The organism is Sporosarcina sp. NCCP-2716 (assembly GCF_023707985.1).
Lineage (GTDB): Bacteria > Bacillota > Bacilli > Bacillales_A > Planococcaceae > Sporosarcina.
Map to the genome: position 1 here is coordinate 1 of NZ_BRCF01000010.1, position 23832 is coordinate 23832.

A 23832-nucleotide genomic window follows, 5' to 3' on the forward strand; every position below is an offset into this window, starting at 1 on the left:
GTTTTGTGCCACGCAGACGAGTTGACTTATGACCTCGAGCATCAGGGAGTCGGAGCTGGATTGGGTTACGAAGCGCCGTAAGGCGGTCTTGATGATATTCAATGTTGGTTTTATCCAGTTTTGGGCGAACAAGCTCATCTGTCTGGTAATGATGGCGAAGAGGTCACACCCGTTCCCATACCGAACACGGAAGTTAAGTTCTTCAGCGCCGATGGTAGTAGGGGGCTTCCCCCTGTGAGAGTAGGACGTTGCCAGGCAGTATAATTTATAAAGCGAAGACGACCGCTTTGATGCAATATGCATCAGGAAGTCGAAGCTGGATTATACATATTAGTAGTATTTGGTCCCGTGGTGTAGCGGTTAACATGCCTGCCTGTCACGCAGGAGATCGCCGGTTCGATCCCGGTCGGGACCGCCATTTATTTAAACTTTCAAACCGATTCGGGAATACCCGGATCGGTTTTTTCATGATTTCTATGACTGCCGGGTGCAGCCGCGAGCACTTTCCGGTACACTGGTACTATCAACAGAAAAGGAACGGATGCGCTATGAAATTTACGATTGATACAGCCGCGGCTTCAGAAACACAAGACTTCGCTGAACGGCTGGCTGCGCACTTGGCTCCGCCTGACGTCATCACCCTGGAAGGCGACCTCGGGGCAGGAAAGACGACATTCGCTCAAGCCTTGGCCCGGGCGCTCGGAGTCACGCGCACCGTGAGCAGCCCGACGTTCACCATTGTGAAGCAATATGAGGGGAAGGTCCCGCTCAACCATCTGGATGTATATCGGCTGGAAGGAAGCGACGAGGATTTCGGATGGGACGAGCTGTTCTATGGAGATGCCATTACGCTCGTGGAGTGGGCGCAATTCATCCAGGACGAACTGCCGGAAGACCGGCTGGACATCCGGATCCTCCGCACGGGTGAGACGTCCCGGCTGCTGGAATTGGAACCGCACGGCATTCATTTTAAAACGATTTGTGAGGCGATCACGAAATGATCTGGTTAGGCATAGATACTTCAAACGCTCCTTTCAGTGCAGCGTTGGTGGAAGACGGAAAGATTCTTATCGAACAGACATCTGCGATGAAGAGGACGCACTCCATCCAGGCGATGCCGGCTGTGGAGCAGTTGCTCGCGGCCGCTGATTTACAACCGGCTGATCTGGATGCCATTGCTGTGGCAGAAGGTCCCGGGTCCTATACGGGTGTGCGGATCGGCGTCACCCTGGCGAAAACGCTGGCGTGGACGCTGGATATTCCGCTCGTCGGCGTCTCCAGTCTGGAAGTGCTGGCAGCGAACGCAGTGCCTTTCGAAGGGGTGATCTGTCCGCTGTTCGATGCGAGACGCGGCAACGTCTATTGCGGGCTGTACAAGTCGAAGGGGGAGCGGCTGCACCGGATTTGGGAAGACCGGCACGGATCGCTTGAGGAGCTGCTTTCCGACGTTTCTTTCATCCATCAGCCGGTCTTGTTCATCGGTGCGGATGCGGACATGCATAAGACTGCTATCCGTGAGTCGCTCGGGGAGCAGGCGGTCTTTGCGCCGTTTCCGCAGCAGCTGCCGCGTGCCTCCCAGCTTATCCAGCTGGCTGAACAGCGTCTGCCTGTCACTGACGTCCATGATTTTGTACCGTCCTATCGGCGGATCCCTGAAGCGGAAGCGAATTGGCTGCAGCAGCAGGAGTCCCGCCATGATTGAGGGGATACTTTACCGGCAGATGGTGTCTCAGGACATCGAAGCTGTCGTCGCGACCGAAACAGAAGTGTTCCCGACTCCGTGGACGGCAGAAGTGTTCGAGCATGAACTGACGGGAAATGACTATGCCACCTATATTGTTGCAGAGTATGATGGGTCAGTGATCGGTCATGTCGGCATGTGGGTGGTGCTGGATGAATGCCATATTACGAACGTGGCTGTCCGGAGACAATACCAGGGGCACGGCATAGGAGAAGCCCTCATGCGGCAGGCGATGGATCTCTGCAGGAACCACGGTGTCCGTGCGATGTCCCTGGAAGTGCGTGTGAGCAACGAAGCTGCCAAGAACTTGTACAAGAAGCTCGGTTTCCAGCCGGGCGGAATCCGGAAAAACTATTATACGGACGACCATGAAGATGCGCTCGTCATGTGGGTGGAATTGACATGAAAACAGATATCTATGTGTTAGGAATCGAAACAAGTTGTGATGAGACAGCGGCGTCTGTCGTGAAAAACGGCACGGAAATCATATCGAACGTCGTCGCGTCCCAGATCGAAAGTCAGAAACGGTTCGGCGGTGTCGTTCCGGAGATCGCTTCCCGGCATCACGTTGAAGAGATTACCGTCGTTATTGAACAGGCACTCACGGAGTCCGGACTGAAGCCGGCTGACCTGGATGCCGTTGCGGTGACGGAAGGGCCTGGCCTTGTCGGTGCCCTTCTGATCGGCGTTAATGCGGCAAAAGCGTTCGCTTTCGCCAATGGGCTGCCGCTGATTGGCGTCCATCATATCGCCGGTCATATCTATGCGAATCAGCTCGTCCAGCCGATGGAATTCCCGCTGCTGGCACTGATCGTCTCAGGCGGCCATACAGAAATGGTCATCATGAGAGGGCATGGTTCCTTCGAACTTATCGGGGAAACACGGGATGATGCGGCAGGGGAAGCTTATGACAAAGTCGCTCGGGTGCTCGGCCTGCCTTACCCGGGTGGACCGCATGTCGACAAGCTGGCGCTTGCCAGTGAGATAGCTGTCGAATTCCCGCGCGCCTGGCTGGAGCCTGACTCGTATGATTTCAGCTTCAGCGGCTTGAAATCCGCGGTGATCAATTATAAGCACAATTTGGAGCAGCGCGGTGAACAGCTCGATCCGGGAGCGGTAGCAGCAGGTTTCCAGCAGAGTGTCACCGAGGTGATCACGACAAAGGCCGTGCGGGCAGCGCAGGCATACAGCGTGAAACAGGTGATCGCTGCAGGAGGCGTTGCAGCAAACAAAGGCCTGCGTGCATCGCTTGAAAATGCCTTCAATGAACTGCAGATCCCGTTCGCTGTCCCGCCTGTCCACTTATGCACAGATAACGCTGCCATGATCGCGGCAGCAGGCACCCAGATGTATTTGAGCGGTGTCCGCAGCGATTTGGCTATGAATGGCCGTCCAGGAATGCAGTTAACTTCTTGGAATGAGTAAACCTGCATGGAATTCGTCATTTTCAGACGGATTTCATGTTTTTTTGTCCTCAGCTTTTTCAGTTTGTCAATAGAGAACATTCGTACTTATGCACAATTTGTGGATAACATGTGTGTAAGTACAGAAGTAGTTGATAAATTCACTCGCTCGCTTGGATAACTGTGTGTACATAAAGGATAGCAAATGTGGATAACGTGGATAACTTTGTGTATAGCGATAAAAACAGGCTTGCTCATGTGGAAAAGAATGTGGACAACATACATTTCGGAATGTCGAAACGGCGCGGACAAATGTCTTATCAACACGGATGCTCTGTATTGCATATTCGTTTGACAAATAGGAGGATGGAAAAAAGCAGCGGACAGGTCCGCTGCTTTCATGTTTATACCGTTTCGAGCTGTTCCTGGAGGTCGAGCCACGTTTCCGCGTGCTGATCGTGCTCTGCCTGCAGCGCATCGATCGACGCCTGCAGCTCCATAAGTTTGACGTGATCATCTGCATGCAGGGGATCCTCGAGCTCCTGCTGGAGACGTGCAATCTGTTCATCGAGCTCAGTCATCTTCGCTTCTGCCTGCTCACTCGCGCGTTTCAGCCGGCGTTCCTGTTTCTGTCGTTCTTTGTCGAACTCCTGCGTCTGCGGCTTCACAGTCGTTTCCGGCTGCAACGTGCCGATTGACTCCGCAAGCAGTTCTTCCTGCTCCGTCTTCTTCTCGACGAAGTAGTCGTAGTCCCCAAGGTACTCGACAGCCCCCGTATCAGTCAAGTCGAACACTTTCGTCGCGATCCGGTTGATGAAATACCGGTCGTGCGAGACGAACAGGATCGTCCCCGGGAAGTCATCGAGGGCATTCTCGAGCACTTCCTTGCTGTCGAGGTCCAAGTGGTTCGTCGGTTCATCGAGGATGAGGGTGTTCGACTTCGCGAGCATCAGCTTGGCGAGCGACAGCCGGGCTTTTTCGCCGCCCGATAACGACTGGACGGGCTTGCTCACATCGTCTCCTGAGAACAGGAAACGGCCGAGCAGTGTCCGGATGTCCTTTTCGTTCATGAGCGGCCAGTCGTCCCAGATTTCCTGGAGGACAGTCCCGGTTCCGACGAGTGTCGCCTGGTTTTGATCATAATAGCCGAACTGCACGTTCGTGCCATATGCAATTTCCCCGGCGATCAGCTCCTGCCGCCCGACGATCGTCTTCAGGAGTGTGGACTTGCCGACCCCGTTCGAACCGAGTATCGCGATCCGGTCCTGCTTATAGACACGCATGTCGATATGTTTAGAAACGGCCTTGCCGTCATACCCGACAGACGCATCCCGCACGCCGAGAACGTCATTTCCGCTCGGCCGGTCGATCGTGAAGGAGAAATTCGCCGATTTCTCCCCGCCGTCCGGTGATTCCATCCACGTCGTCCGTTCCAGCTGCTTGCGTCGGCTCTTCGCCATCTTGCTCGTGGACGCCCGGGCGATATTCTTCTGGATGAATTCCTCGAGCTTCGCCTTTTCACTCGTCTCCTTCTCGAACTGCTTGCGGTCTTTCTCATAGTTCTTCGCCTTCTCATCGAGATAGGCGCTATAGTTGCCGGCATACCGCGTCACTTTGCGGTGGGACACTTCATAGACGAGCGTCACGACCTGATCGAGGAAGTAGCGGTCATGCGACACGATCAGCAGGGCGCCTTCGTACGATTTCAAATAGTTTTCGAGCCAGCCGAGCGTTTCGATGTCCAGATGGTTCGTCGGTTCATCGAGAATCAGCAGGTCGGGTTTGCTCAGCAGCATCTTCGCAAGCGCGAGCCGGGTTTTCTGGCCGCCCGACAGCAGGCTGACCGGCTTGCTGTAATCATCCGGATAGAAACGCATGCCGTGCAGGATGGACCGCGTGTCCGATTCGTACTGATAGCCGCCGAGGTCTTTGAACTCGATCTGAAGCGCATCGTATTCGCCCATCACACGGGCTGCCGCTTCTGCATCTTCGTAAATATCCGGTTCCGCCATACGGGCTTCGAGCGCACGCAGACGCCGTTCCATCGCCTGCAGCGGCTCGAACACCGTCATCATTTCGTCCCAGATGGTCAGCTCGGACCTGATGCCGCTATGCTGCTCCAAGTAACCGATCCGGACCCCTTTCGGAATGATGATGTCCCCTGAATCCGCCGCCATTTCCCCAGCGATGATCTTCAGCAGCGTCGACTTGCCGGCACCGTTGCGGCCGACAAGCGCGACCCGGTCACGATGCTGGACTTCCAATTTCACATTTTGCATAATATCGGTACCTGAAAACGACTTCGTTACACCGTTCACTTGCAGGATTATCATCGTGTCACCTCAATTTCCATTCCTCTTCAGTTTACTGGAACGGCGTCACAGGCGCAATGATCGGCTTTACAACGGGGCGCTTCTCCTGTACGATAGAAGCGATTCGAAACAGCAGCAGGAGGTTTACGATGGCTGAAGAAACGGTTAAAATTCCCCAGGCAACGTCCAAGCGTCTGCCTCTGTACTATCGGTTTCTTCAAAATTTCGCGAACAGCGGGAAGAAGCGTGTCTCTTCAAGCGAGCTCAGCGAGGCGATGAAGATCGATGCGGCCACCATCCGCCGTGACTTTTCGCATTTCGGCGCACTCGGCCGGAAAGGCTATGGCTATGATGTCGACTACCTTGTCAGTTTTTTCAGGAAAACACTCGATCAGGATGAAGAGACGGACGTCGCACTTATCGGTGTCGGCAGTCTCGGCCATGCCTTCTTAAAATATAATTTCCACAAGAACCACAATACACGCATCGCTGTCGCTTTCGACCCGAAAGCACCGCCGGAAGGGAAGATCATGGCGGACATCCCCGTGTACCCGCCGGACCAGCTGGAGGAGCGACTGGCCGATCTCGGCATCGACCTTGTCATCCTGACCGTGCCGTCACGTGTGGCACAGAAGCTGACCGACCGGCTCGCCCAGATCGGGGTGAAGGGGATTCTGAACTTCACGTCTGTCCGGCTGTCCGTACCGGAGTCGATCCGCGTACATACAATCGACTTGTCCGTTGAACTTCAATCCCTCATTTACTTCATTAAAAATGACGTAAAAGATTCACAACTGTAATGGGGTGAGGGTAGTCAAAAAATGTTGATAGGTGTAGAATAGATGTATTCAGAAGGAGGTGTCCGAAATGTCACCAGGTATCGGAAGTTTACTAATGATCGCTGTAATTGCCCTTCTCATTTTCGGACCGAAAAAGCTGCCTGAAATCGGTAAAGCGTTCGGTTCTTCACTCCGTGAGTTCAAAAACGCCACAAAAGGACTTGTCGAAGATGACGACAAAGCTGACGTGAAAAAAGTGGAAGACAAGAAAGAGCTTTAAGTTAGGATGTCTGTCCAATGGAAGAACGCGATCTGACCATTATTGAGCATATAGAAGAAATCCGGAAACGACTGATTACGATCGTCGTTTTCTTTGCGATTTCAGTCATCGGCGGCTTCCTGTTAGCGAAGCCGCTTATCAAGTTCCTGAAGTCGAACGGACCGGCTGCCGATCTGTCGCTGAACGCATTCAATGTCATCGACCCGATCGCCATCTATTTGAAGGTCGTCGTCTTCATCGGCATCATCATCATCCTGCCGATCATCATGTACCAGTTCTGGGCATTCGTCTCGCCGGGCCTGCTGGAGACGGAGCGGCGGGTGACGCTGAGTTATATCCCGTTTGCATTCCTGCTGTTCCTGGCGGGGATCTCGTTTTCATATTTCGTCCTGCTGCCATACGTCGTGAAGTTCATGTTCACGCTGTCGCAGGACCTCGGCATCACACAGACGATCGGCATCAACCAGTATTTCTCGTTCCTGTTCCAGATCCTGCTGCCGTTCGGCTTCGTCTTCCAGCTGCCGGTCGTGCTGCTGTTCCTGTCCAGGCTCGGCTTCTTGAATCCGAGTGTGCTGGCCAAGTTCCGGAAGATCGCCTACTTCATCCTGTTTGTGATCGCGGCCTTCATCACCCCGCCGGACATCGTGTCGCATCTGTTCGTGACAGTGCCGCTGTTCCTGCTCTATGAGATCAGCATCATCATCGCGCGGATCGGTTACCGGAAATTCCTGAAAGCGGAAAAGGTGCGGATCGAAGAAGAGGAAGAAGCGGAGCGCGCCCGGCTGTTCGCGGAAGCAAAAGCCGAACAGCAGCGCCAGATCGAAGAGGTCACTGCACGGAGTAACGAAGAGAACTGAAAAAAAGACTTGCAGAACCGGCTGACGGCTCTGCAAGTCTTTTTTTGTGTCGGGAAACGGCTTACCAACCGATGAGCTTGAGCAGATGGATGGCACCGTTCCTGAGTTTTTGCAGCTCGAGGATCTTGTCTTGGTTCAGCGTCACCGTCATGACGAACCCGTTCATGAGCAGGTGGGCGATCATCGGCGTCCAGATGCGCTTCGTCCGGTAATAGATGTAGGAGAACACTAGGCCCGGCATGAGATAGATGAGGATATGCTCCATCTCGTTATGCACTGCCGCGAAGATCAGCGCGCTTGCGACCGCCGCAATCCAGAAATTCGTCTTTGTGTAAATGCCGCCGAAAACGACCCGTCGGAAGACGATCTCCTCGAGGATCGGAGCGAACAGCACGATGCAGACGATCATTATCGGCGCGATGGCGGAGACTTCCGTCAGACGGGCGGTGTTATCGGAGCCGTTCTCGATGCCGATCAATTTCTCGATGATGCCGGCGATCATCTGTCCGCCGAGCGCAAGGAAGAATCCGAAGATGCCCCAGAGGATGGCCTGCCAGACGGGCGCTTTCTTCCCTTTGAACACCTGCCAGAAGTTTTTGTCCGACCGGATGACTAGGAAGAAAGCAAGGATGGCGAGAATATTGGAGATGAACAGTCCCCATGCGACCCCGCTGTACCGCGCTTCCTGATCAGCCATTCCGTTGCCTGAGAAAATGGTGATCATCCCTTTGGAGATCGGAAGGCTGCCGAACTGCATCGCAATATATAGAAGGAGAATGGTAAGGTACAGGATCCATGGCCTGCTGGTTCTTTGCTTCAAACGAATCGTTCCTTTCCGACTGTGTCCTGATTAGTGTAGCCGTTTTACAAAAGAATCGCAAAGGGGAACAGTGAAGTGTTTTACTTGCAATTCTGTCTCAAAGGTTTTATGATAGGAAATGTGTTAGCACTCCTGTTAAGTGAGTGCTAAAAAAGAAAACTAGCCGTATGAGGAGGGTGTTTCAGTTGTTGAAACCTTTAGGTGATCGTATTGTAATCGAACTGATCGAAGTGGAAGAGAAAACGTCAAGCGGCATTGTATTGCCCGATTCCGCAAAAGAAAAACCTCAAGAAGGTAAAGTCATTGCAGTCGGTACAGGACGCGTCCTCGACAATGGCCAGCGCGTAGAGCTGGAAGTCAGTGAAGGCGACCGCATCATCTTCTCAAAATATGCAGGCACTGAAGTGAAATATGAAGGCCAGGAATACTTGATCTTGCGCGAAAGCGACATTCTGGCGAAACTCTGAAATCGATGATTGAACTTATGGATGTACGATAAAGGAATAACGAAACGACAACAGGAAGGACTGATTGACGATGGCGAAACAGATTAAGTTCAACGAAGACGCACGCAGCGCAATGCTCCGCGGCGTGGATACATTGGCAGACGCAGTGAAAGTGACACTCGGACCAAAAGGGCGCAACGTCGTCCTGCAGAAAAGCTTCGGATCTCCGTTGATCACCAATGACGGGGTGACGATTGCGAAGGAAATCGAACTCGAAGACGCATTCGAAAACATGGGCGCACAGCTCGTTTCTGAAGTAGCTTCGAAAACGAACGAAATCGCAGGGGACGGAACGACAACTGCGACTGTCCTCGCACAGGCGATGATCCGCGAAGGGCTGAAAAACGTCACAGCAGGCGCAAATCCGGTCGGCATCCGCAAAGGGATCGAAAGCGCAGTGGCAACAGCAGTAACAGAACTGAAAGGCATTTCCGATGAAATCGAGAGCAAGCAGGAAATCGCACAAGTCGCTGCAATCTCTTCAGGCGACGAAGAAGTCGGCAACCTGATCGCTGAAGCGATGGAGCGCGTCGGAAATGACGGCGTCATCACACTCGAAGAATCGAAAGGCTTCACGACGGAACTTGACGTCGTGGAAGGGATGCAGTTCGACCGTGGATACGCATCTGCCTACATGGCAACCGATACGGACAAGATGGAAGCGATCCTCGACAACCCATACATCCTGATCACCGACAAGAAGATCACGAACATCCAGGAGATCCTGCCGGTGCTCGAGCAGGTCGTCCAGCAGGGCAAGCCATTGCTCATGATCGCTGAAGACGTCGAAGGCGAAGCACTTGCAACACTCGTTGTGAACAAGATCCGCGGAACGTTCAATGCTGTCGCTGTCAAAGCACCAGGATTCGGCGACCGCCGGAAAGCGATGCTCGAAGACATCGCCATCCTGACAGGCGGCGAAGTGATCACAGAAGACCTCGGACTCGACTTGAAATCCGCAGACATCTCCCAGCTCGGCCGTGCATCGAAAGTTGTCGTCACAAAAGACAACACGACGATCGTTGAAGGTGCAGGCGAAGCGGATAACATCGCAGCACGCGTCGGCCAGATCCGTTCACAGCTCGAAGAAACAACGTCTGAATTCGATAAAGAGAAACTGCAGGAGCGCCTCGCGAAACTCGCTGGCGGCGTAGCAGTCATCAAAGTCGGTGCAGCAACTGAAACAGAACTGAAAGAACGCAAACTCCGCATCGAAGACGCCCTCAACTCGACACGCGCAGCAGTCGAAGAAGGCATCGTCTCCGGCGGCGGTACCGCGCTTATCAACGTCTACAGCAAAGTGGAAGCACTCCTCGAAGGTATGGAAGGCGACGTCGCAACAGGCGTCAAGATCGTCCTCCGTGCGCTCGAAGAGCCCGTACGTCAGATTGCGAACAACGCAGGCCTCGAAGGCTCCATCGTCGTCGACCGCCTGAAACGCGAAGAAGTCGGCATCGGCTTCAACGCAGCTAACGGTGAATGGGTCAACATGATCCAGGCCGGCATCGTCGACCCAACGAAGGTCACACGCTCTGCCCTGCAGAATGCAGCCTCCGTCGCAGCGATGTTCCTGTCGACCGAAGCAGTCGTCGCAAACCTCCCGGAACCAGCAGGCAGCGGTATGCCTGACATGGGCGGAATGGGTGGCATGGGCGGCATGATGTAAGCGAACCTTCGCTAATATTGTAGTGCCGGGCTTTGTTCAGCTTTAACTTGCTAATTTGCTCTAAAAACTAACAAGAAAGAAACATTTCTTGAGAAAAATTTAAAAAGTGGTGCCTTGAAGGATGTTTCCGTACAAGTTTGTTAACTTGTCGGAAGCATCCTTTTGCATTTTCTGAGTGACGTGTGTATAGATCCGCATTGTCGTATCCATGTCATCATGTCCGACTCTTGCCATGATGGTTGCGATGTCGACTTCCGCTTCTGTGAGCATACTGACATGCGTATGCCTAAGAAGGTGAGGGGTGGCATGTTTCTTGATCGTCGTCTTCTCCATAAGACGTTCCATCCGCAGACCGATGTTTTTGGGTGCGAAAGGGTAACCGTTACTTCGGGCGAAAACAAAATCCATGTCATGGTACTCTTTATGGAGGTGGCGATATTGCAGGTTATATTTGTCCCGCTTTCGAACAAGCTGCTTCAGCATATCCATGATAGGTTGTTCGACATGAACATCGCGAATTGAGCCCTCTGTTTTTGGCGGAGTCAACTCGTACTTCCTCATGTTGTTTGTTTCATTATAGAGCGTCTTTGTAATACTGATTATATTATTTTCGAAATCCAGATCATCTTTCTGAAGGGCACATATCTCACCTGATCGCATGCCGGTAAATGCTAAAGTGAAAAATCTCTCTAGGTCTAGGGGCAACCCCTCATTCCTCACAACATCCAGGAACTCCATCAATTCCTCTCTCTCAAAGTAACTCTCCTCAACAGGATCATTTTTGATTTCATCCACAGTCTTGCGTTTTTTGGGGATAACTACCCCGACAGTGGGATCGTCCTTGATCTTTTTATCGCGGATGGCGTACCGGAAAATCATGCCTGCAGTAACGTTTACCCCTTGCAGCGTAGTCCGAGCGTACAAGGGCGCGAGGTCATTTAGTACTCGCTGGTAGACGGAATGAGTAATGTTCCCAATAGGCATCTTTGCGACATAACGATTCAGGATTTGAATTTCTTTTTCCCTTATCCGGACTGTGTTTCGCTTCACACCTGTTAGTGCATAGGTGATCAACCACTCTGCGGCCAAATCATCGAAAGTCATCGTTCGGCCAATTCGTTGGTCAATCCCCTCTTCTTTCATTGAGCGAATTGCTTCAGTTACTCGATCCATCGCTTCTCGTTTTGTCTTTCCTCTTCTCCAAATTTGCTTTCGTTTCCCGGTTGCCGGATCCGGCGGCCCGTCCTCTGCACATCGCCAACGGATCTGCCCGGATTCTAAAGTGATTTTATCGCAGTACATAGAAATCCCCCTATCTCAGTTATAGAAAAGACTTTTCTCCAAAGAAGCCCCCAAGAGTTTTTGATGGTAACGAGCCATTCGTTTCTCGGCGAAGGACAGCTCCACGTTGAAAAGTTCAGCAACAAGGGCTGCAGCTCTCGGAAGTTCTGGCGGAAGTCGAATCCGATCTAACATAAAACTTGGGACACAGAAGTGATAAGCAAAATGCGTGGCCTGGTACTCTTGCAGCTCAACAAACAGTTCATGCATAAACCGTTGATCTCCGCAATGCCGCAAATAGTGGCAAATTTCATGGCCGAAGCGTTGCCAGTTTTGCTGCTTCGTTCCTCCTCGAATCACTAGAATGCCATCCCAACGGAATGACAAAGCAGGATGAAGGATAACCTCTAATCCAATCTCACGGGCTATCTTGTAGATATCCAGCTGTCCTGGCGTAGCGATGCCAAGTTCGTAATAAAACTGCTTGACGAACAATTCTATTGGCGAATCTGTTTGAGGCATAGGCGTCTCTCGCTTTCTTTGGTGGGAATGTATGTTCTTTTTGCTTGTATAAAAAGAGGCACACTTGATGTGCCTGGTTATTGAATGTTACTCCGATACTGATCAGCAATTTTTTCAAGTTCACTTATTTTTACCCGACTATTCTTGATTGTTTCAAGCGTTTTTCTCTCCAAAGAAATTTTGGAGGCAAATATATTTTCAATCGTACCGTCCTTTCGTTCTATTGGGATGGACCAAAAGTAAGTGATGCTGTCTATAGTGAAATTGATGTCGGGATTCTGGTAAATTGCTTCTGTGATTTCAAGAGTCTGCATGTCAATCTTTTGCTGCGTTTTGTTGTTAGTCAAACCGATAGGGGAGTTCAGATGAATTAAGATCAACTTACTACCATCATTCTTACCCACATTATCGTTCACTTGAACTTTATCGATCACAGCTACTTCCTCGTTCTTCACCTCTATATACTCGCCCATCACTTCTTCGACATCCATTTTTATGTCTAAAACGTAAGTGTCGTTATTAATTGGCTCATCTTCTATATCTGCAGCGTCTTCAGTAGGCTTATAGGCTAGGTCGTTATTAACTGAAATACGCTCTTCCTCTAAGTTATTCGGAGTTCCATATAAAATGTAGTAGTCGCCCCACTGCCGATCTTCTGGAAGATTTCCTTCAAGGACGTAGTGAGATTCATCGATTTTTCTTAGCGAAGCACCTTCATCGCTCCTGGGCTCGAAAAACTCAACTGGAAGTCCTTTGCGAACTGTAATAGCTAACGAGAAATCACCATTTTCATCAGTAACTGCAGCTGATTCTTCATAAGAAAACACCGGGAGTGCCTCATCTTCTGTTGCAGTATTTTCTACAGCTTCATAGTTATCTTGGGCTTCGGCTGCAATATTTTCTTTGTCAGTATCATCTTGAAAGTTAAGAGAAACAATCATGAGGACTAATGAGCACAAAAATATACCCACAGAAGAATAGAATCCTTTCTTCAACATCCCGGGAGCCCTGCTGCGCATGATTAGAAAACATATCCCTGTTCCTATACTTGCAAAGAATCCAAGAATGACAAGGATTGCAAAGACAGCAATTAGATTGTCCATATCATTTTCCCTTCTTCTCTTTTTTACTCCGCAGATACTCCATGAAATCAAGGGCTTCTTTTCTTTGATCATCATCCATTTCAAGCCAACCGTCAAATAATAAGTTGGTTTGAGGATCTCTTAAATCATCTTTATGTTCATCAGTCTTTTTCTCTTCAGATGCCGATCTCCCTAGTAAATAGTCAGAGGATACATCATAAAAGTCAGCTATCTTTTTTAGGGTCTTGTAATCTGGTTCGCGGTTTCCTTGCTCGTACATGGCATATGTAGTTCGAGCAACTTCTATTTTCTTAGCAAATTCAGCTTGTGTGAAATTTGTCTTTGATGTCCTTAGTGATCGTAATCTATCAGCAAGCATAATAAAGCCTCCTTTACCCACATTATACCTACACAATAAGTGTAGTAAATACTAATACACAAAATGCGTAAATATTGTTTGACATTACACAAAAGGTGTATTAAGATGAATACAACAACTACACAAAAGGTGTACAGGAGGTGAGAGGGTGCGAACTTGGTTAAAAGAGAAACGCCTCAAGTCTAAAATGACGCAAGAGCAAGTGGCTAAGAAGGTAGGGGTTGCTAGAACTACTTATGCCATGTACGAGCAAGGAGAAAGAGATCCTAGCGTAGGTGTTGCCGTAAGCATTGGAGATGTACTCAAATTCAAATGGACTCTTTTTTTTGAAGACAAAGTACACGAAACGCGTATTAAAAAACAAGTCGGATAGGAGGTAACACCATGCAAGTGACACTAGATGAATTTCTCGCTGGCCACATGCAATTGAAGCTGGAAGCCATGTTTCAGCAAGCGTACGAGCAAGGAGTCCAGGATGCAAGGACACAGTACGAACTTCCGCAGCTAATGACGCGCAAGCAATTCATGGAGTTCGCTAATATCAGTGAACCGAAATGTGCTGAACTGTTTCGCCGGGCAGATTTTCCCCTTACCCGCGAATTCGGTCATCCACGAGTACCGACTCGCTTGCTGTTCGAATGGATTGCAGAAAACACAGAGTGGGTGCGATTCAATGCGCCGGCTATGCGGCAGCGTCAAAAGAAGATTTCAGGATGAGTAACCAACTCAGAAGAGGAGGAAAAACGATGAATCAACTGACAAAGGTTTTTGACGGCCAGGAGATCCGCATGATCGATCTGGATGGTGATCCGTGGTTTGTCGCTTCAGATGTATGCGGAGTGCTCGGCCTTACGAATCCATCCGTGGCACTCAGCCGACTGGATGAGGATGAACGGTCTAAGTTCAACTTAGGGCGACAGGGAGACGTGAATACAGTGAATGAGTTTGGCCTGTATGCGCTGATCTTGGGAAGCCGAAAACCTGAAGCGAGAAACTTCAAGCGCTGGGTAACGCATGAAGTCATCCCATCTATCCGGAAAACAGGAACCTACGAAATGGGGCAGCAGCCTAACAACACGAAGCTCCTTTTGCAGGCGGCGCTCGAGCAAGAGCAAAGGTTGGGAACGGTGGAAGGTGATGTGAAATACCTGAAAGACAACATGCGGATCAACGGACCGCAGGAGCAGCGGATCAATATGAACGCCCGCGGCAAGATCATGGAGTGTCTCGGCGGTAAGGACGCCAACGCTTACAAGCGGATCGGCAAGAAAGCTTTCTCCCAGTTCTGGCGAGAATTCAAAGCTTACTTCCAGATTCCAAGGTACGGTGAATTGCCGAAGGTGAAATTTGAGGAAGCGCTGCAGTTTATTCAGGAGTGGACGCCAGATACTGCGCTGCGCATGGAAATTAGAAAGTTGAATGACCAGCAGCATTTACGACTGGCGGAGTAGCGGGGAGCCGGGCGGCAACCCGGCTGATATGAAAGGCTTTGGAAAGAAGTGGAGTTGCGAAGAGTAGAGGGGTTCTACATCTATAGAGTACACCATCCCCAAGATTGTGAGTATGTGAGATGACGTAGTAAAAATGTCAATTTCACATATTTAATTGAAAGGGGGTGAGCGGGGTGGAGTACGGAGCGATTTTGAAAGCCTGCCGGAAACGGAAAGGCTGGACGCAGGAGGACTTAGCACACGAGCTGCAGATCGAGCAAGCAGACGTGTCCCGGTTCGAAAATGATCGCCGGGAGTTGCCGATGTCCATGTTTCAGAAGTGGGCGATGGCCACTCAGTCACAGGACGTGCTGGTTGCGTTTATCGCCGGCATGGACGGCATCACGATTCTGGCAAATCTCTTGACCACAATGGCGACACCGATAACCGGTTTTATTTCATTTTTTGGAGGATTGGCATGAAACTAGCAAACTACCGCCGCTCAGACATCGAGCAGGCAATTGAACTGAAGAAAATGATCCAGCATCAGATCAGCACCATCGAAATGTGCAACTGGACGGATCAGCTGGAGGAAGCGATATTGCGGACAGAAAACGTGCTGCAGAACCTGCAACTGCTGCGGCAGATGAAGATGGAGAAGGTGCTCGACAACCGGGAGAATATGATGGTTGCCAAGCTGAAGTCACAAGGCGTCAATGCAATGGCATTCCGTTTTACACACAAAAAAACCGACTGACGTTGGAGCGTCAAATCGGTCACACAAGAAAATTCATTTGAACCAAGTATACCACAGAACGGAGGCAGACGACATGCTCTCAGACTTAAATAAAATTCAATTGTTGCTCATCACGATCCCTTGGGCAGCTCTCTACATTACTTGGCTGTATATGTACTGCAATTATGAGGAGCGCAAGACTGCTCGGAAGGAGCAAAGCAATGGGTGAATTTGCAGATCTAATTCTGGAAGGCGTCTATTGCGAAAGCTGCGGCTGCTTCACTGGTGTCGAGCCGGGTCATCCCGTCAAATGTGAAGGCTGCCATGCGGAAGCTATGAAGCAGGACATTGAGGACGCATACGAGCGAGGTGAGCGGCTGTGATAGATCCAGTGACCGAACACATCATGCTGACCGGCTACCCGTCGCGGGACTACCTGGACTATGAGCGGCAGCAAGAAGAGCAGCTGGACCACGGACCGTACGACAGTTTCAATGACTTCTTTATAGAGGAGGAAGCGGAATGAACAATCTAAATGAAATCTATCAGGATCTGCGCGATCCGGAAGGTAACATACACGACGACTTCGCTACGCTCAGAAGATCGTTCGCCCTCTGCGCGAAGCTCATTAAAAACACTGCGACAGTCGAAGATTTCCAAAAACTTGTGGATGACTATCAGGACGCGGAACGTGCCCTACACGCTGAAATGAGGAGGCGAAGAGCATGCAAGCCGAAGTCTTGATCAGCACGGTGGACATGAGCCGGGAGGACTGGCTGCAGGCACGGAAGAACGGCATCGGCGGCAGTGACGTCTCGGCCATCGCCGGCCTGAATAAATGGAAGTCTCCTGTCGGCGTGTACCTGGACAAGATCGGTGCTTCTCCGGAAGAGGACACGGCGGGCGAGGCGGCCTACTGGGGCAACGTGATGGAGGACATCGTGGCACAGGAGTTCACGAGGCGCTCAGAGCTGAAGGTCCGGCGCCGGAACGCCATCCTGCGCCACCCGGAGTACCCCTGGATGCTCGCGAATGTTGACCGGCTTATCGTCGGGAAAAAAGAGGGGCTCGAGTGCAAGACGGCCAGTGAGTACCTGAAAGGCGAGTGGGAAGGCGAGGAGATCCCGGCGGCCTACCTGCTGCAGATACAGCATTACATGGCCGTGACCGGCTTCCAAGCCTGGTGGATCGCGGTCCTGCTCGGCGGCAATAAATTTCATTTCAAGCGGATCGAGCGCGACGAGGAAATGATCCAGTACCTGATCGAGATTGAGCGGGATTTCTGGAAAAACCACGTGGAGAAGGAAGTGCCTCCGGTCTTTGACGGATCGGATGCCTCAGTCGACTTGCTGAAGGCCCTCTATCCGGAATCGAAAGCGGAATCGGAGATCAACCTGCCGGGTGAAGCAGAGACGCTCATCGAAGCGCTGGACGCTCTGAAAGAGGAACTGAATGCAACGGAGGACCGGAAAAAAGAGTACGAGAATCGCCTGAAAGACATGCTGAAAGATAACGAGACGGGTCTGGTCAGTCACCGGATCGTCACTTGGAAATCACATAGCCAAAACCGGCTGGATACAAAACGTCTGAAAGCGGAACGGCCAGACATCTACGAAAAATTCGTCAAAGTCTCGTCCGTCCGTAAGCTCACCATCAAATAAGGAGGAATCATACAATGGCATCGAAAGAAACGGTAAAAAACCAACTCGCCCAGCGCGCAAACAACGGAGTACAAAAGCAGGTCAGCCCGGAGAATCAGCTGAACTCCCTGCTCAAGAAGATGGGGCCGGAGATCCAGCGAGCCCTTCCGAAGCACTTGGATGCAGACCGCATCGCCCGGATCGCCATGACAGCCGTCCGGACCACCCCGAAGCTGCTCGAGTGCGATCAGATGTCCTTTATCGCGGCGATCATGCAGTCGGCCCAGCTCGGCGTCGAACCGAACACAGGACTTGGGCAGGCCTATCTGATCCCGTACGGAAAGCAGGTACAATTCCAGCTCGGCTACAAAGGGCTCATCGACCTCGCTGTCCGCAGTGGGCAGTACAAGTCGATTTACGCCCATGAAGTATATGCAGACGATGAGTTCGAGTTCCACTATGGCCTGACGAAAGACTTGATTCATAAACCGGCTTCCGTCCCGACAGGTGAGCCGATCGGTTACTACGCAGTGTATCACCTCCAGAATGGTGGCTACGACTTCGTGTACTGGACTCGGGAGCGCATTGACAACCACGCACAGAAGTTCTCGCAGGCCGTCCAGAAAGGCTGGACAAGCCCTTGGAAAACGAACTATGACGCGATGGCGAAAAAGACGGTCCTGAAAGAGGTCCTGAAGTACGCGCCGAAATCCATCGAGCTGCAGAAGACGGTGGAGGCGGATTCCACGATCAAGACAGAACTGTCCCAAGACATGAGCGACGTGATCGATGTGACCGACTTCTCGGTCATGGAAGACGAGCAGCAGACGGTCCTGGAAGATCCTCAGCAAGAGGAAAAGACGACACGGAAACCGGCGGCCGAAGTCATGAAGGAAATGGTGTGAGGGGGCTTTCCCCTCCTCCCTCTATATAAGGCGGTGGCAATATGAACTACATCAAGGAACTGAACGCATTCTATGATTGGCTCGAACTGAATTCCGTGCGACCATCGACAGTTATCTTATGGCATTCGTTGATGCACTTAAATAACAAGTCGGGATGGGCTGAAGAATTCACGGTAGCCAGATCAGTGATAGAAGCGAAAACGGGTCTGAAAAAAGACGCCTACTATACTGCCAGAAATCAGCTGAAGCAACTCGGTCGGATCGACTTCAAAGAGCGGGGAACAAAAGCTACTTCCTTCCGGATGATTCCCTTCTCGTCTGAAAAACAGACAACAACCCAGACGATAACCCAGACAACAGACCCGACAACAACCCAGACAACAACCCCGACCGTTACTAAACAAAACGAAACAAAACGAAACGAAACAAGACCGGAAGAAGGTAAAGGCGCGCAGGCTGTCCCGGTCAATCCGTTCGTGTTCTACGAGCGAGAAGGATTTGGCACACTCAGTTCCTTCACCGGAGACTTGATCGGTGAACTAATTGACCGGTATCACGAAGTAGCTGTCCTGGCTGCCATGAAAGAGGCTGTGACCCGAGGAGCCCGAAATCTGAAATACGTGGAAGCCATCTTGAAAAATCCGAACAAGGGGAAACCGGCAAACAACGTGCATCCCTTCACGCAACCTGCAAAGCCGAAGCAAGACGAATACAAATACGATTACGGATTCTAGGAGGTGCAGCCATGCAAGGCATACAGGAATTGCTTGAACACCAAACACAGCCCATTCCGCTCAACTCGTACACCTGCGACGGATGCGGCCAGGAAGTCACCGTGACGGAAATGACGATCGCCGGCGGCCCGGACAAAGGTAAGCGAGAACCATTCTACCTCGGCTGTCGATGTGAAGATCGCATGCTGGCCGAGCGAGTCATCGAGAACGAGAAGCGGGCCAAGATGAACCGGGCGAAGGACGTATTTGACCAGAACTCGCTGGTCAATCAGTCGCTTCTGAAAGCATCATTCGAAAACTACCAGCCGACGTCTCAGGAGCTTAACCAGGCTAAGCAGGCGCTGCAGTCGTTCGTGCAGCAGTTCGACCCGGCTTCCGGGCACAATCTGCTGCTGACAGGCACCTACGGCACCGGCAAGAGCCACCTGTCCTTCTCGGCATCGAAGCAGCTGATCCAGGACGGATACACGGCGCTCTTCCTGTCAGTTCCGAAGCTGTTCACGAAGATCAAGGACACCTACAACAGCAAGGCGGCCTTCTCGGAAAACGACCTGCTGGACTACATCGCAAACGTCGACCTGCTCGTCCTGGATGATCTCGGGGCCGAGTATACGAATATCCGGAACGGCGCCGACAACTGGGCGCACACCAAGCTGTTCGAAGTCATCGACAGCCGGTCCGGGAAATGCACGATTTACACGACGAACCTCGCGGCGGCCGATCTGGAAATGAAGGTCAATCCCCGCAACTTCTCACGGATGATGGAGAACACGGAAATTGTGAAAATGCATGGCCGGGACTACCGGAAAAAAGATTTCTAGGAGGCTCACTCATGACAAAAGAACAACTCATCGACCTGCTCATCCTTACTGCCGGCAGCTGGAACGCAACCGGCCAGACGGACCAGCGGCTCGAGCGGCAATTCGACAGCTACCTCACACAGCTACAGAAAATGACCGGCACAGACCGGGAAGGCGCCATGCAGATCCTGCTCACGAGTCAGAATGAAAAGGGGGCTGCGGCATGATCACATTCATCGGCACCTTTGGGGTGCATGACAGCATGTCGGATCGCTATCAGCCCATCTCTGCTCATACGGAGGCAGCAGCTGCCCAAGCCATGGAGCGGCAGCACGGCACCGGCTACTGCGCCATTTACACCGCAGACGAGTTTCTCCAAGAGCGGAACGCCGGACGGTATGCCGGCACTCGTCCGCTTAAATTGATCGGGGAGGAGATCGCATGAGCCGGGAAACGGAAAAGCAGATCATCATCGCTGAATTAAACAGACTCGGAATTTTTGAAACTACGCAAAAGCGTCCGCTGCAGGAGCAGTCGTATTACTCGCTCCGGTCGATGCTGGCGCAGGAGAGGGCGGTGCGGTCGTGAGGGAGATTAAGTTTAGGGCATGGGAAGAATCCGAAAAACGGATGTACGCCGACATTCAAAAAGGCATCTGGGAAGACCCTGACGACTGGCTTTACTTTGGGGACATTTTAGGTCTTGAAAGATTTAAAGTCATGCAATACACCGGCCTGAAAGACAAGAATGGCAGGGAGATTTACGAGGGAGACATAATCATTTGCAGAAAATATATCGATGGAAATATCGTCGAATATACGCGCGAAAGAGGTTACGTTAATTGTGCATTTGGAGCATTTGGTCTTCACAGAAAACAAGGGTATTACAGGCCGTTTAAAGATTGGTTGGAAGATTATGAATTCGAAGTCATCGGCAACATCCACGACAACCCGGGGCTGTTGGAGGTCGCGGAATGAAGCAGGTTATCTGTTCAAGTGATATCGGCCTCCTTATCGCCAAGCTTGAAAAAGAGATTCGCCAAGAAGCTGCGGACGCAAAAGAATGCCCCTCTTACAGCTTGACGAGAGGCTGGCATATGGGCAAAGAAGAAGCATTTCGATACACAGCAGAATTACTTCGGGAGTTATTGGAGGCGGAAGAATGAGGACGTGCATCGTATGCGAAAAACAAATGGACGATGGTTTTTTACATGAGCCGAGTGGCCTGACATTCTGTGAGGAAAAGTGCGTGAATGAGAAGTACAGCCGAGAAGACCAGGAAGACATGATTCCCGATGAGCTATTTTGGACGAAATGGCACGACGAAGCGGAGGAGTCGCGATGCTAAACCGCATCATACTCGTCGGCCGTCTCACAAAAGATCCTGAATTGAAGTACACCCAGTCAGGTATCGCCGTCTGCCGCTTCACCCTCGCCGTCAACCGGCCGTTTAAGAACGGCCAGGGAGACCAGGAAGCCGATTTCATCAACTGCGTCGCCTGGCGCAAGCAGGCGGAGAACACGGCGAATTTTCTCCGCAAGGGCAGCCTTGCCGGCATCGATGGGCGGATCCAGACGAGCAACTTCGAGGGGCAGGACGGTAAACGCGTGTTCCTGACGGAAGTTGTGACGGACAGTGTGCAGTTCCTGGAACCGAAGGGCAACCGTTCGGAGCAGTCGGATAGTTCAGCGAGACATGCCCGTCAGGATCCACCACCTGCCCAGAACAGCTACGAAAATCAAAATGCGACCCGACAGCAGGACTACAGCCAAACAAGCTATGACGAGCCTCCTGACGACCCTGACGATCTTCCGTTCTAAATTCGAAAGGAGAGGATAGCGATGACTAGCAAACCAACAGACTGGGACCGCCTGGAGACTCTGGAGAGTGCCGTTTACCAGGCAGGAGACAGCCTGACAATCACAATCAGCCGTGCCAACTTCAACTGGCTGCTGCTCCAGGCCGGCAGGTGGTTGTCACGGGACGAGCGACGCATCAAGAACTCATACAGCTGGACGCCGGAGGAACGGCAGATCATGAAGGAGAACGGTTTGATTCCAAACAACTGTGTATCGCGGATGCAGTTGGGCTGGAGCCGGGAGGATGCTGTCAATACACCCAAGCTGTCCGCAAAAGAACGGGGCAGCCGGTTGAAGGATGGCGCACAATGATGCCCGGCAAGATACTGGACGCCTGCTGCGGCAGCCGGATGTTCTGGTTCGACAAAGAGCATGAGGATGTTGTGTACATGGACAATCGGGAGATCAACGAGAAACTATGCGACGATCGGCAGCTGATCGTCTCGCCTGATGTCGTTGCCGATTTTCGGGACATGCCATTCCCGGATAACTCGTTCTACATGGTCGTATTTGATCCACCGCATCTGATCAAAGCAGGTGAAGATTCCTGGTTGGCCAAAAAGTACGGTCGTCTGGACGATCTCTGGCAGTTCGACATCCGGCAGGGGTTCAATGAGTGCATGAGGGTCTTGAAACCGAACGGCACGCTGATATTCAAGTGGAACGAAGATCAGGTTTCCCTGCAGGAAGTCATGCAAGCAATCGATCACCGGCCGCTTTTCGGCAACCGGCGGAGCAAGACACACTGGCTTGTGTTCATGAAGGAGGAATCGGAATGACAGCTGAAACGAATGAGGAGCGGTTGGATCGGATCAAAAGAAACTGGGGCAGCGATATTCAGGAAAACTGGGAATCCGTTGACGGTCAGGAAATAGATTGGCTCATCCAGCAAGCCGAGCGAGCAAAGGATCTTGAAGGTGAAAATTCTTATCTCATCAGAATTTGGGATAAAAAGTATGCAAGCATCATGCAGGAAAACCCTCGTCTGCAGAAAGAAATTCAATCCATGCGCCACCGCATTCTCAAAGTCTGCAATAATGTCGGGGCGTTTCCGAAAGCGACTGTCAAAGATTATGTGCAGGGCGTGTTTAAAGACTATCTGCCAGGGAGGAAAGCTGAATGAAAATCACAGTAGGTGATGTCATGAAAAGCAAGGCCAACGTCCGAGATTATTTATCCGTTCATCCGGAAAACGGCAGGATATATGCGAATATCGACTGCGTAGACATTGTCCTGATTGACCGGACAGAAGAATGGGATGTACTGCGAGCTGAAAACGCCTGTCTGCGGGAAGCGTTGAAGTTTTATGCGCTGAAAGGTTGCTGTACTGATGCTGGTCTTTTGGACGACGGTAACAGAGCACGCCAAGCCCTGAAAGGAGAATCACAATGACAGACAAAATAAAAGCAAACCCGGTCACGCCGGAAATGGTCGCGGATCTCATCCGCAAGATCGAGGAGGACTCACATGAACCTACAACCACTCTTTGAATCTCAGAAAATGCTAGACGCACTGATAGTCGAACAACACGGATTGGAAGGACAGGACCTGCTGCCGGAAAAGATTCTTGCTCTGCAGGTGGAGCTGGGAGAGCTCGCCAACGAGTGGAGGGGCTTCAAGTTTTGGAGAGAGGATCGGGAGCCTTGGGGTGAGATGGAGTGCGGTCATTGCACAAATGGATACAGTCACAAAAATCTTGGAGACGGAGATGTCTGGATAGAGACGTGCAAGACGTGTGATGGTCGCGGAACTCACAATCCAATGCTTGAGGAATACGTAGACTGCCTGCATTTCATTCTGTCGATTGGTAATGACATCTACGCTGCAAATATAAAGCCAACAAAGCTAATATCATTTAGCGCTAATATAACAGGTCAATTTAATGCGCTATTTCACTTGATATCGCATTGCGATACAGTAACGCTCTTGATTGACGACGGAGCATATAGAGTTATTTTCAACAACTTCTTGCACTTAGGCGAAATGCTCGGATTTACTTGGCAGCAGATCGAAGAAGCCTACTACGCCAAAAACAAGATCAATCACACCCGGCAGGCCACCGGTTACTAACCACGAGGAGTGATCCGGATGCTCACGACG

General features: G+C 51.4%; 38 protein-coding genes, 1 tRNA gene and 1 rRNA gene. 34 read left to right on the forward strand and 6 right to left on the reverse strand.

The window, feature by feature from the left end; translation table 11 throughout:
- The first annotated feature begins 141 nt into the window (after positions 1-141).
- The 6 genes from rrf to tsaD all read left to right on the forward strand — a co-directional run bounded on the left by rrf (position 142) and on the right by tsaD (position 3166).
- Positions 142-257, forward strand: a 5S ribosomal RNA gene (gene rrf, locus NFU03_RS13665).
- Positions 258-342: 85 nt separating this feature from the next.
- Positions 343-418 (forward strand) — tRNA-Asp (locus tag NFU03_RS13670).
- A 130-nt stretch (positions 419-548) separates the two neighbouring features.
- A complete protein-coding gene (gene tsaE / locus NFU03_RS13675) occupies positions 549-1001 on the forward strand; it encodes a tRNA (adenosine(37)-N6)-threonylcarbamoyltransferase complex ATPase subunit type 1 TsaE (RefSeq protein WP_251639554.1) in 453 nt (150 codons plus the stop codon).
- A complete protein-coding gene (gene tsaB, locus NFU03_RS13680) occupies positions 998-1702 on the forward strand; it encodes a tRNA (adenosine(37)-N6)-threonylcarbamoyltransferase complex dimerization subunit type 1 TsaB (RefSeq protein WP_251639556.1) in 705 nt (234 codons plus the stop codon). The genes tsaE and tsaB overlap by 4 nt, the downstream gene beginning before the upstream one ends.
- On the forward strand, positions 1695-2147 hold the full coding sequence (gene rimI / locus NFU03_RS13685; protein ID WP_251639558.1) for a ribosomal protein S18-alanine N-acetyltransferase: 453 nt from the start codon (positions 1695-1697) through the stop codon (positions 2145-2147). Before tsaB ends, rimI begins: the two co-directional genes overlap by 8 nt.
- Positions 2144-3166: a tRNA (adenosine(37)-N6)-threonylcarbamoyltransferase complex transferase subunit TsaD gene (gene tsaD / locus NFU03_RS13690; RefSeq protein WP_251639560.1), complete on the forward strand. Its 1023-nt coding sequence runs from the start codon at positions 2144-2146 to the stop codon at positions 3164-3166. Before rimI ends, tsaD begins: the two co-directional genes overlap by 4 nt.
- A 382-nt stretch (positions 3167-3548) precedes the next feature.
- On the opposite strand, the gene NFU03_RS13695 is transcribed toward tsaD, so the two are convergent.
- On the reverse strand, positions 3549-5477 hold the full coding sequence (locus NFU03_RS13695; RefSeq protein WP_251639562.1) for an ABC-F family ATP-binding cassette domain-containing protein: 1929 nt from the start codon (positions 5475-5477) through the stop codon (positions 3549-3551).
- A 128-nt stretch (positions 5478-5605) separates the two neighbouring features.
- On the opposite strand from NFU03_RS13695, the gene NFU03_RS13700 reads away from it, so the two are divergent.
- The 3 genes from NFU03_RS13700 to tatC all read left to right on the forward strand — a co-directional run bounded on the left by NFU03_RS13700 (position 5606) and on the right by tatC (position 7372).
- Complete coding sequence (locus NFU03_RS13700) at positions 5606-6256, forward strand: redox-sensing transcriptional repressor Rex (RefSeq protein WP_251639564.1); 651 nt, start codon at positions 5606-5608, stop codon at positions 6254-6256.
- Between the two features lie 67 nt (positions 6257-6323).
- Positions 6324-6515, forward strand: coding sequence for a twin-arginine translocase TatA/TatE family subunit (locus NFU03_RS13705; protein WP_251639565.1), 192 nt, complete (start codon positions 6324-6326; stop codon positions 6513-6515).
- A gap of 17 nt (positions 6516-6532) precedes the next feature.
- Positions 6533-7372 carry a twin-arginine translocase subunit TatC gene (tatC, locus tag NFU03_RS13710; RefSeq protein WP_251639566.1) on the forward strand — a complete coding sequence of 280 codons (840 nt, stop codon included), beginning with the start codon at positions 6533-6535 and terminating at the stop codon, positions 7370-7372.
- A gap of 61 nt (positions 7373-7433) precedes the next feature.
- On the opposite strand, the gene NFU03_RS13715 is transcribed toward tatC, so the two are convergent.
- The gene (locus NFU03_RS13715) at positions 7434-8192 is read right to left on the reverse strand and encodes a CPBP family intramembrane glutamic endopeptidase (protein ID WP_251639567.1); all 759 of its coding nucleotides are present in this window, start codon (positions 8190-8192) and stop codon (positions 7434-7436) included.
- Positions 8193-8377: 185 nt separating this feature from the next.
- Between NFU03_RS13715 and groES the strand changes: the two genes are divergently transcribed.
- Together groES and groL are read left to right on the forward strand one after the other, a co-directional pair.
- Entirely contained in the window at positions 8378-8659 is a 282-nt protein-coding gene (gene groES, locus NFU03_RS13720; RefSeq protein WP_251639568.1) for a co-chaperone GroES, read from the forward strand.
- 70 nt (positions 8660-8729) lie between these two features.
- Positions 8730-10364 (forward strand): chaperonin GroEL, encoded by a 1635-nt coding sequence (gene groL / locus NFU03_RS13725; RefSeq protein WP_251639569.1) that lies wholly within the window; start codon positions 8730-8732, stop codon positions 10362-10364.
- 99 nt (positions 10365-10463) lie between these two features.
- Here groL and NFU03_RS13730 read toward each other — a convergent pair whose 3' ends face one another.
- The 4 genes from NFU03_RS13730 to NFU03_RS13745 form a co-directional block, all read right to left on the reverse strand.
- Entirely contained in the window at positions 10464-11666 is a 1203-nt protein-coding gene (locus NFU03_RS13730; protein ID WP_251639571.1) for a tyrosine-type recombinase/integrase, read from the reverse strand.
- A 15-nt stretch (positions 11667-11681) separates the two neighbouring features.
- Positions 11682-12167 (reverse strand): ImmA/IrrE family metallo-endopeptidase, encoded by a 486-nt coding sequence (locus NFU03_RS13735; protein ID WP_251639572.1) that lies wholly within the window; start codon positions 12165-12167, stop codon positions 11682-11684.
- Positions 12168-12244: 77 nt separating this feature from the next.
- Complete coding sequence (locus NFU03_RS13740) at positions 12245-13270, reverse strand: hypothetical protein (RefSeq protein WP_251639573.1); 1026 nt, start codon at positions 13268-13270, stop codon at positions 12245-12247.
- Between the two features lies 1 nt (position 13271).
- Positions 13272-13628, reverse strand: a complete 357-nt coding sequence (locus tag NFU03_RS13745) for a helix-turn-helix domain-containing protein (protein ID WP_251639575.1) — start codon at positions 13626-13628, stop codon at positions 13272-13274.
- Between the two features lie 148 nt (positions 13629-13776).
- On the opposite strand from NFU03_RS13745, the gene NFU03_RS13750 reads away from it, so the two are divergent.
- The 23 genes from NFU03_RS13750 to NFU03_RS13860 all read left to right on the forward strand — a co-directional run bounded on the left by NFU03_RS13750 (position 13777) and on the right by NFU03_RS13860 (position 23802).
- Positions 13777-14001 carry a helix-turn-helix transcriptional regulator gene (locus NFU03_RS13750; protein WP_251639577.1) on the forward strand — a complete coding sequence of 75 codons (225 nt, stop codon included), beginning with the start codon at positions 13777-13779 and terminating at the stop codon, positions 13999-14001.
- An 11-nt stretch (positions 14002-14012) separates the two neighbouring features.
- Positions 14013-14345 carry a DNA-binding protein gene (locus tag NFU03_RS13755; RefSeq protein WP_251639578.1) on the forward strand — a complete coding sequence of 111 codons (333 nt, stop codon included), beginning with the start codon at positions 14013-14015 and terminating at the stop codon, positions 14343-14345.
- Between the two features lie 29 nt (positions 14346-14374).
- Positions 14375-15079 carry an ORF6C domain-containing protein gene (locus tag NFU03_RS13760; RefSeq protein WP_251639580.1) on the forward strand — a complete coding sequence of 235 codons (705 nt, stop codon included), beginning with the start codon at positions 14375-14377 and terminating at the stop codon, positions 15077-15079.
- A 173-nt stretch (positions 15080-15252) separates the two neighbouring features.
- Positions 15253-15540 (forward strand): helix-turn-helix domain-containing protein, encoded by a 288-nt coding sequence (locus tag NFU03_RS13765; RefSeq protein WP_251639582.1) that lies wholly within the window; start codon positions 15253-15255, stop codon positions 15538-15540.
- The gene (locus tag NFU03_RS13770; RefSeq protein ID WP_251639584.1) at positions 15537-15815 is read left to right on the forward strand and encodes a hypothetical protein; all 279 of its coding nucleotides are present in this window, start codon (positions 15537-15539) and stop codon (positions 15813-15815) included. The genes NFU03_RS13765 and NFU03_RS13770 overlap by 4 nt, the downstream gene beginning before the upstream one ends.
- Before the next feature lie 200 nt (positions 15816-16015).
- Entirely contained in the window at positions 16016-16177 is a 162-nt protein-coding gene (locus tag NFU03_RS13775) for a hypothetical protein (protein ID WP_251639586.1), read from the forward strand.
- The gene (locus NFU03_RS13780; protein ID WP_251639587.1) at positions 16174-16320 is read left to right on the forward strand and encodes a hypothetical protein; all 147 of its coding nucleotides are present in this window, start codon (positions 16174-16176) and stop codon (positions 16318-16320) included. The genes NFU03_RS13775 and NFU03_RS13780 overlap by 4 nt, the downstream gene beginning before the upstream one ends.
- A complete protein-coding gene (locus NFU03_RS13785; protein WP_251639588.1) occupies positions 16317-16538 on the forward strand; it encodes a hypothetical protein in 222 nt (73 codons plus the stop codon). Before NFU03_RS13780 ends, NFU03_RS13785 begins: the two co-directional genes overlap by 4 nt.
- On the forward strand, positions 16520-17455 hold the full coding sequence (locus NFU03_RS13790; protein ID WP_251639589.1) for a YqaJ viral recombinase family nuclease: 936 nt from the start codon (positions 16520-16522) through the stop codon (positions 17453-17455). Before NFU03_RS13785 ends, NFU03_RS13790 begins: the two co-directional genes overlap by 19 nt.
- Positions 17456-17469: 14 nt before the next feature.
- The gene (locus NFU03_RS13795; RefSeq protein WP_251639590.1) at positions 17470-18339 is read left to right on the forward strand and encodes a recombinase RecT; all 870 of its coding nucleotides are present in this window, start codon (positions 17470-17472) and stop codon (positions 18337-18339) included.
- Positions 18340-18380: 41 nt separating this feature from the next.
- Positions 18381-19073 carry a DnaD domain-containing protein gene (locus tag NFU03_RS13800; RefSeq protein WP_251639592.1) on the forward strand — a complete coding sequence of 231 codons (693 nt, stop codon included), beginning with the start codon at positions 18381-18383 and terminating at the stop codon, positions 19071-19073.
- An 11-nt stretch (positions 19074-19084) separates the two neighbouring features.
- Entirely contained in the window at positions 19085-19894 is an 810-nt protein-coding gene (locus tag NFU03_RS13805) for an ATP-binding protein (protein WP_251639594.1), read from the forward strand.
- An 11-nt stretch (positions 19895-19905) separates the two neighbouring features.
- Positions 19906-20100, forward strand: a complete 195-nt coding sequence (locus tag NFU03_RS13810) for a hypothetical protein (protein ID WP_251639596.1) — start codon at positions 19906-19908, stop codon at positions 20098-20100.
- Positions 20097-20318 carry a hypothetical protein gene (locus NFU03_RS13815; protein ID WP_251639598.1) on the forward strand — a complete coding sequence of 74 codons (222 nt, stop codon included), beginning with the start codon at positions 20097-20099 and terminating at the stop codon, positions 20316-20318. Before NFU03_RS13810 ends, NFU03_RS13815 begins: the two co-directional genes overlap by 4 nt.
- Positions 20315-20461 (forward strand): hypothetical protein, encoded by a 147-nt coding sequence (locus NFU03_RS13820; protein ID WP_251639600.1) that lies wholly within the window; start codon positions 20315-20317, stop codon positions 20459-20461. Before NFU03_RS13815 ends, NFU03_RS13820 begins: the two co-directional genes overlap by 4 nt.
- Positions 20458-20850 carry a YopX family protein gene (locus tag NFU03_RS13825; RefSeq protein WP_251639602.1) on the forward strand — a complete coding sequence of 131 codons (393 nt, stop codon included), beginning with the start codon at positions 20458-20460 and terminating at the stop codon, positions 20848-20850. The genes NFU03_RS13820 and NFU03_RS13825 overlap by 4 nt, the downstream gene beginning before the upstream one ends.
- Positions 20847-21038 carry a hypothetical protein gene (locus NFU03_RS13830; protein ID WP_251639604.1) on the forward strand — a complete coding sequence of 64 codons (192 nt, stop codon included), beginning with the start codon at positions 20847-20849 and terminating at the stop codon, positions 21036-21038. Before NFU03_RS13825 ends, NFU03_RS13830 begins: the two co-directional genes overlap by 4 nt.
- Before the next feature lie 175 nt (positions 21039-21213).
- Positions 21214-21693 carry a single-stranded DNA-binding protein gene (gene ssb, locus NFU03_RS13835; RefSeq protein WP_251639606.1) on the forward strand — a complete coding sequence of 160 codons (480 nt, stop codon included), beginning with the start codon at positions 21214-21216 and terminating at the stop codon, positions 21691-21693.
- A gap of 21 nt (positions 21694-21714) precedes the next feature.
- Positions 21715-22044, forward strand: coding sequence for a hypothetical protein (locus tag NFU03_RS13840; protein ID WP_251639607.1), 330 nt, complete (start codon positions 21715-21717; stop codon positions 22042-22044).
- Positions 22044-22511 (forward strand): class I SAM-dependent methyltransferase, encoded by a 468-nt coding sequence (locus NFU03_RS13845; RefSeq protein ID WP_251639608.1) that lies wholly within the window; start codon positions 22044-22046, stop codon positions 22509-22511. The genes NFU03_RS13840 and NFU03_RS13845 overlap by 1 nt, the downstream gene beginning before the upstream one ends.
- Complete coding sequence (locus NFU03_RS13850; protein WP_251639609.1) at positions 22508-22855, forward strand: hypothetical protein; 348 nt, start codon at positions 22508-22510, stop codon at positions 22853-22855. Before NFU03_RS13845 ends, NFU03_RS13850 begins: the two co-directional genes overlap by 4 nt.
- Positions 22852-23124, forward strand: coding sequence for a hypothetical protein (locus NFU03_RS13855; RefSeq protein ID WP_251639610.1), 273 nt, complete (start codon positions 22852-22854; stop codon positions 23122-23124). Before NFU03_RS13850 ends, NFU03_RS13855 begins: the two co-directional genes overlap by 4 nt.
- A gap of 75 nt (positions 23125-23199) precedes the next feature.
- Complete coding sequence (locus NFU03_RS13860; protein ID WP_251639611.1) at positions 23200-23802, forward strand: dUTP diphosphatase; 603 nt, start codon at positions 23200-23202, stop codon at positions 23800-23802.
- Positions 23803-23832 lie beyond the last annotated feature (30 nt).

Excerpts from the sequence above, each read along its gene's own strand:
- tsaE (WP_251639554.1), top strand. The coding sequence starts at position 549 with ATGAAATTTACGATTGATACAGCCGCGGCTTCAGAAACACAAGACTTC.
- tsaB (WP_251639556.1), top strand. The coding sequence starts at position 998 with ATGATCTGGTTAGGCATAGATACTTCAAACGCTCCTTTCAGTGCAGCG.
- rimI (WP_251639558.1), top strand. The coding sequence starts at position 1,695 with ATGATTGAGGGGATACTTTACCGGCAGATGGTGTCTCAGGACATCGAA.
- tsaD (WP_251639560.1), top strand. The coding sequence starts at position 2,144 with ATGAAAACAGATATCTATGTGTTAGGAATCGAAACAAGTTGTGATGAG.
- NFU03_RS13695 (WP_251639562.1), bottom strand. The coding sequence starts at position 5,477 with ATGATAATCCTGCAAGTGAACGGTGTAACGAAGTCGTTTTCAGGTACC.
- NFU03_RS13700 (WP_251639564.1), top strand. The coding sequence starts at position 5,606 with ATGGCTGAAGAAACGGTTAAAATTCCCCAGGCAACGTCCAAGCGTCTG.
- NFU03_RS13705 (WP_251639565.1), top strand. The coding sequence starts at position 6,324 with ATGTCACCAGGTATCGGAAGTTTACTAATGATCGCTGTAATTGCCCTT.
- tatC (WP_251639566.1), top strand. The coding sequence starts at position 6,533 with ATGGAAGAACGCGATCTGACCATTATTGAGCATATAGAAGAAATCCGG.
- groL (WP_251639569.1), top strand. The coding sequence starts at position 8,730 with ATGGCGAAACAGATTAAGTTCAACGAAGACGCACGCAGCGCAATGCTC.
- NFU03_RS13730 (WP_251639571.1), bottom strand. The coding sequence starts at position 11,666 with ATGTACTGCGATAAAATCACTTTAGAATCCGGGCAGATCCGTTGGCGA.
- NFU03_RS13735 (WP_251639572.1), bottom strand. The coding sequence starts at position 12,167 with ATGCCTCAAACAGATTCGCCAATAGAATTGTTCGTCAAGCAGTTTTAT.
- NFU03_RS13740 (WP_251639573.1), bottom strand. The coding sequence starts at position 13,270 with ATGGACAATCTAATTGCTGTCTTTGCAATCCTTGTCATTCTTGGATTC.
- NFU03_RS13745 (WP_251639575.1), bottom strand. The coding sequence starts at position 13,628 with ATGCTTGCTGATAGATTACGATCACTAAGGACATCAAAGACAAATTTC.
- NFU03_RS13755 (WP_251639578.1), top strand. The coding sequence starts at position 14,013 with ATGCAAGTGACACTAGATGAATTTCTCGCTGGCCACATGCAATTGAAG.
- NFU03_RS13760 (WP_251639580.1), top strand. The coding sequence starts at position 14,375 with ATGAATCAACTGACAAAGGTTTTTGACGGCCAGGAGATCCGCATGATC.
- NFU03_RS13770 (WP_251639584.1), top strand. The coding sequence starts at position 15,537 with ATGAAACTAGCAAACTACCGCCGCTCAGACATCGAGCAGGCAATTGAA.
- NFU03_RS13775 (WP_251639586.1), top strand. The coding sequence starts at position 16,016 with ATGGGTGAATTTGCAGATCTAATTCTGGAAGGCGTCTATTGCGAAAGC.
- NFU03_RS13785 (WP_251639588.1), top strand. The coding sequence starts at position 16,317 with ATGAACAATCTAAATGAAATCTATCAGGATCTGCGCGATCCGGAAGGT.
- NFU03_RS13790 (WP_251639589.1), top strand. The coding sequence starts at position 16,520 with ATGCAAGCCGAAGTCTTGATCAGCACGGTGGACATGAGCCGGGAGGAC.
- NFU03_RS13795 (WP_251639590.1), top strand. The coding sequence starts at position 17,470 with ATGGCATCGAAAGAAACGGTAAAAAACCAACTCGCCCAGCGCGCAAAC.
- NFU03_RS13800 (WP_251639592.1), top strand. The coding sequence starts at position 18,381 with ATGAACTACATCAAGGAACTGAACGCATTCTATGATTGGCTCGAACTG.
- NFU03_RS13805 (WP_251639594.1), top strand. The coding sequence starts at position 19,085 with ATGCAAGGCATACAGGAATTGCTTGAACACCAAACACAGCCCATTCCG.
- NFU03_RS13810 (WP_251639596.1), top strand. The coding sequence starts at position 19,906 with ATGACAAAAGAACAACTCATCGACCTGCTCATCCTTACTGCCGGCAGC.
- NFU03_RS13815 (WP_251639598.1), top strand. The coding sequence starts at position 20,097 with ATGATCACATTCATCGGCACCTTTGGGGTGCATGACAGCATGTCGGAT.
- NFU03_RS13820 (WP_251639600.1), top strand. The coding sequence starts at position 20,315 with ATGAGCCGGGAAACGGAAAAGCAGATCATCATCGCTGAATTAAACAGA.
- NFU03_RS13830 (WP_251639604.1), top strand. The coding sequence starts at position 20,847 with ATGAAGCAGGTTATCTGTTCAAGTGATATCGGCCTCCTTATCGCCAAG.
- ssb (WP_251639606.1), top strand. The coding sequence starts at position 21,214 with ATGCTAAACCGCATCATACTCGTCGGCCGTCTCACAAAAGATCCTGAA.
- NFU03_RS13840 (WP_251639607.1), top strand. The coding sequence starts at position 21,715 with ATGACTAGCAAACCAACAGACTGGGACCGCCTGGAGACTCTGGAGAGT.
- NFU03_RS13845 (WP_251639608.1), top strand. The coding sequence starts at position 22,044 with ATGCCCGGCAAGATACTGGACGCCTGCTGCGGCAGCCGGATGTTCTGG.
- NFU03_RS13850 (WP_251639609.1), top strand. The coding sequence starts at position 22,508 with ATGACAGCTGAAACGAATGAGGAGCGGTTGGATCGGATCAAAAGAAAC.
- NFU03_RS13855 (WP_251639610.1), top strand. The coding sequence starts at position 22,852 with ATGAAAATCACAGTAGGTGATGTCATGAAAAGCAAGGCCAACGTCCGA.
- NFU03_RS13860 (WP_251639611.1), top strand. The coding sequence starts at position 23,200 with ATGAACCTACAACCACTCTTTGAATCTCAGAAAATGCTAGACGCACTG.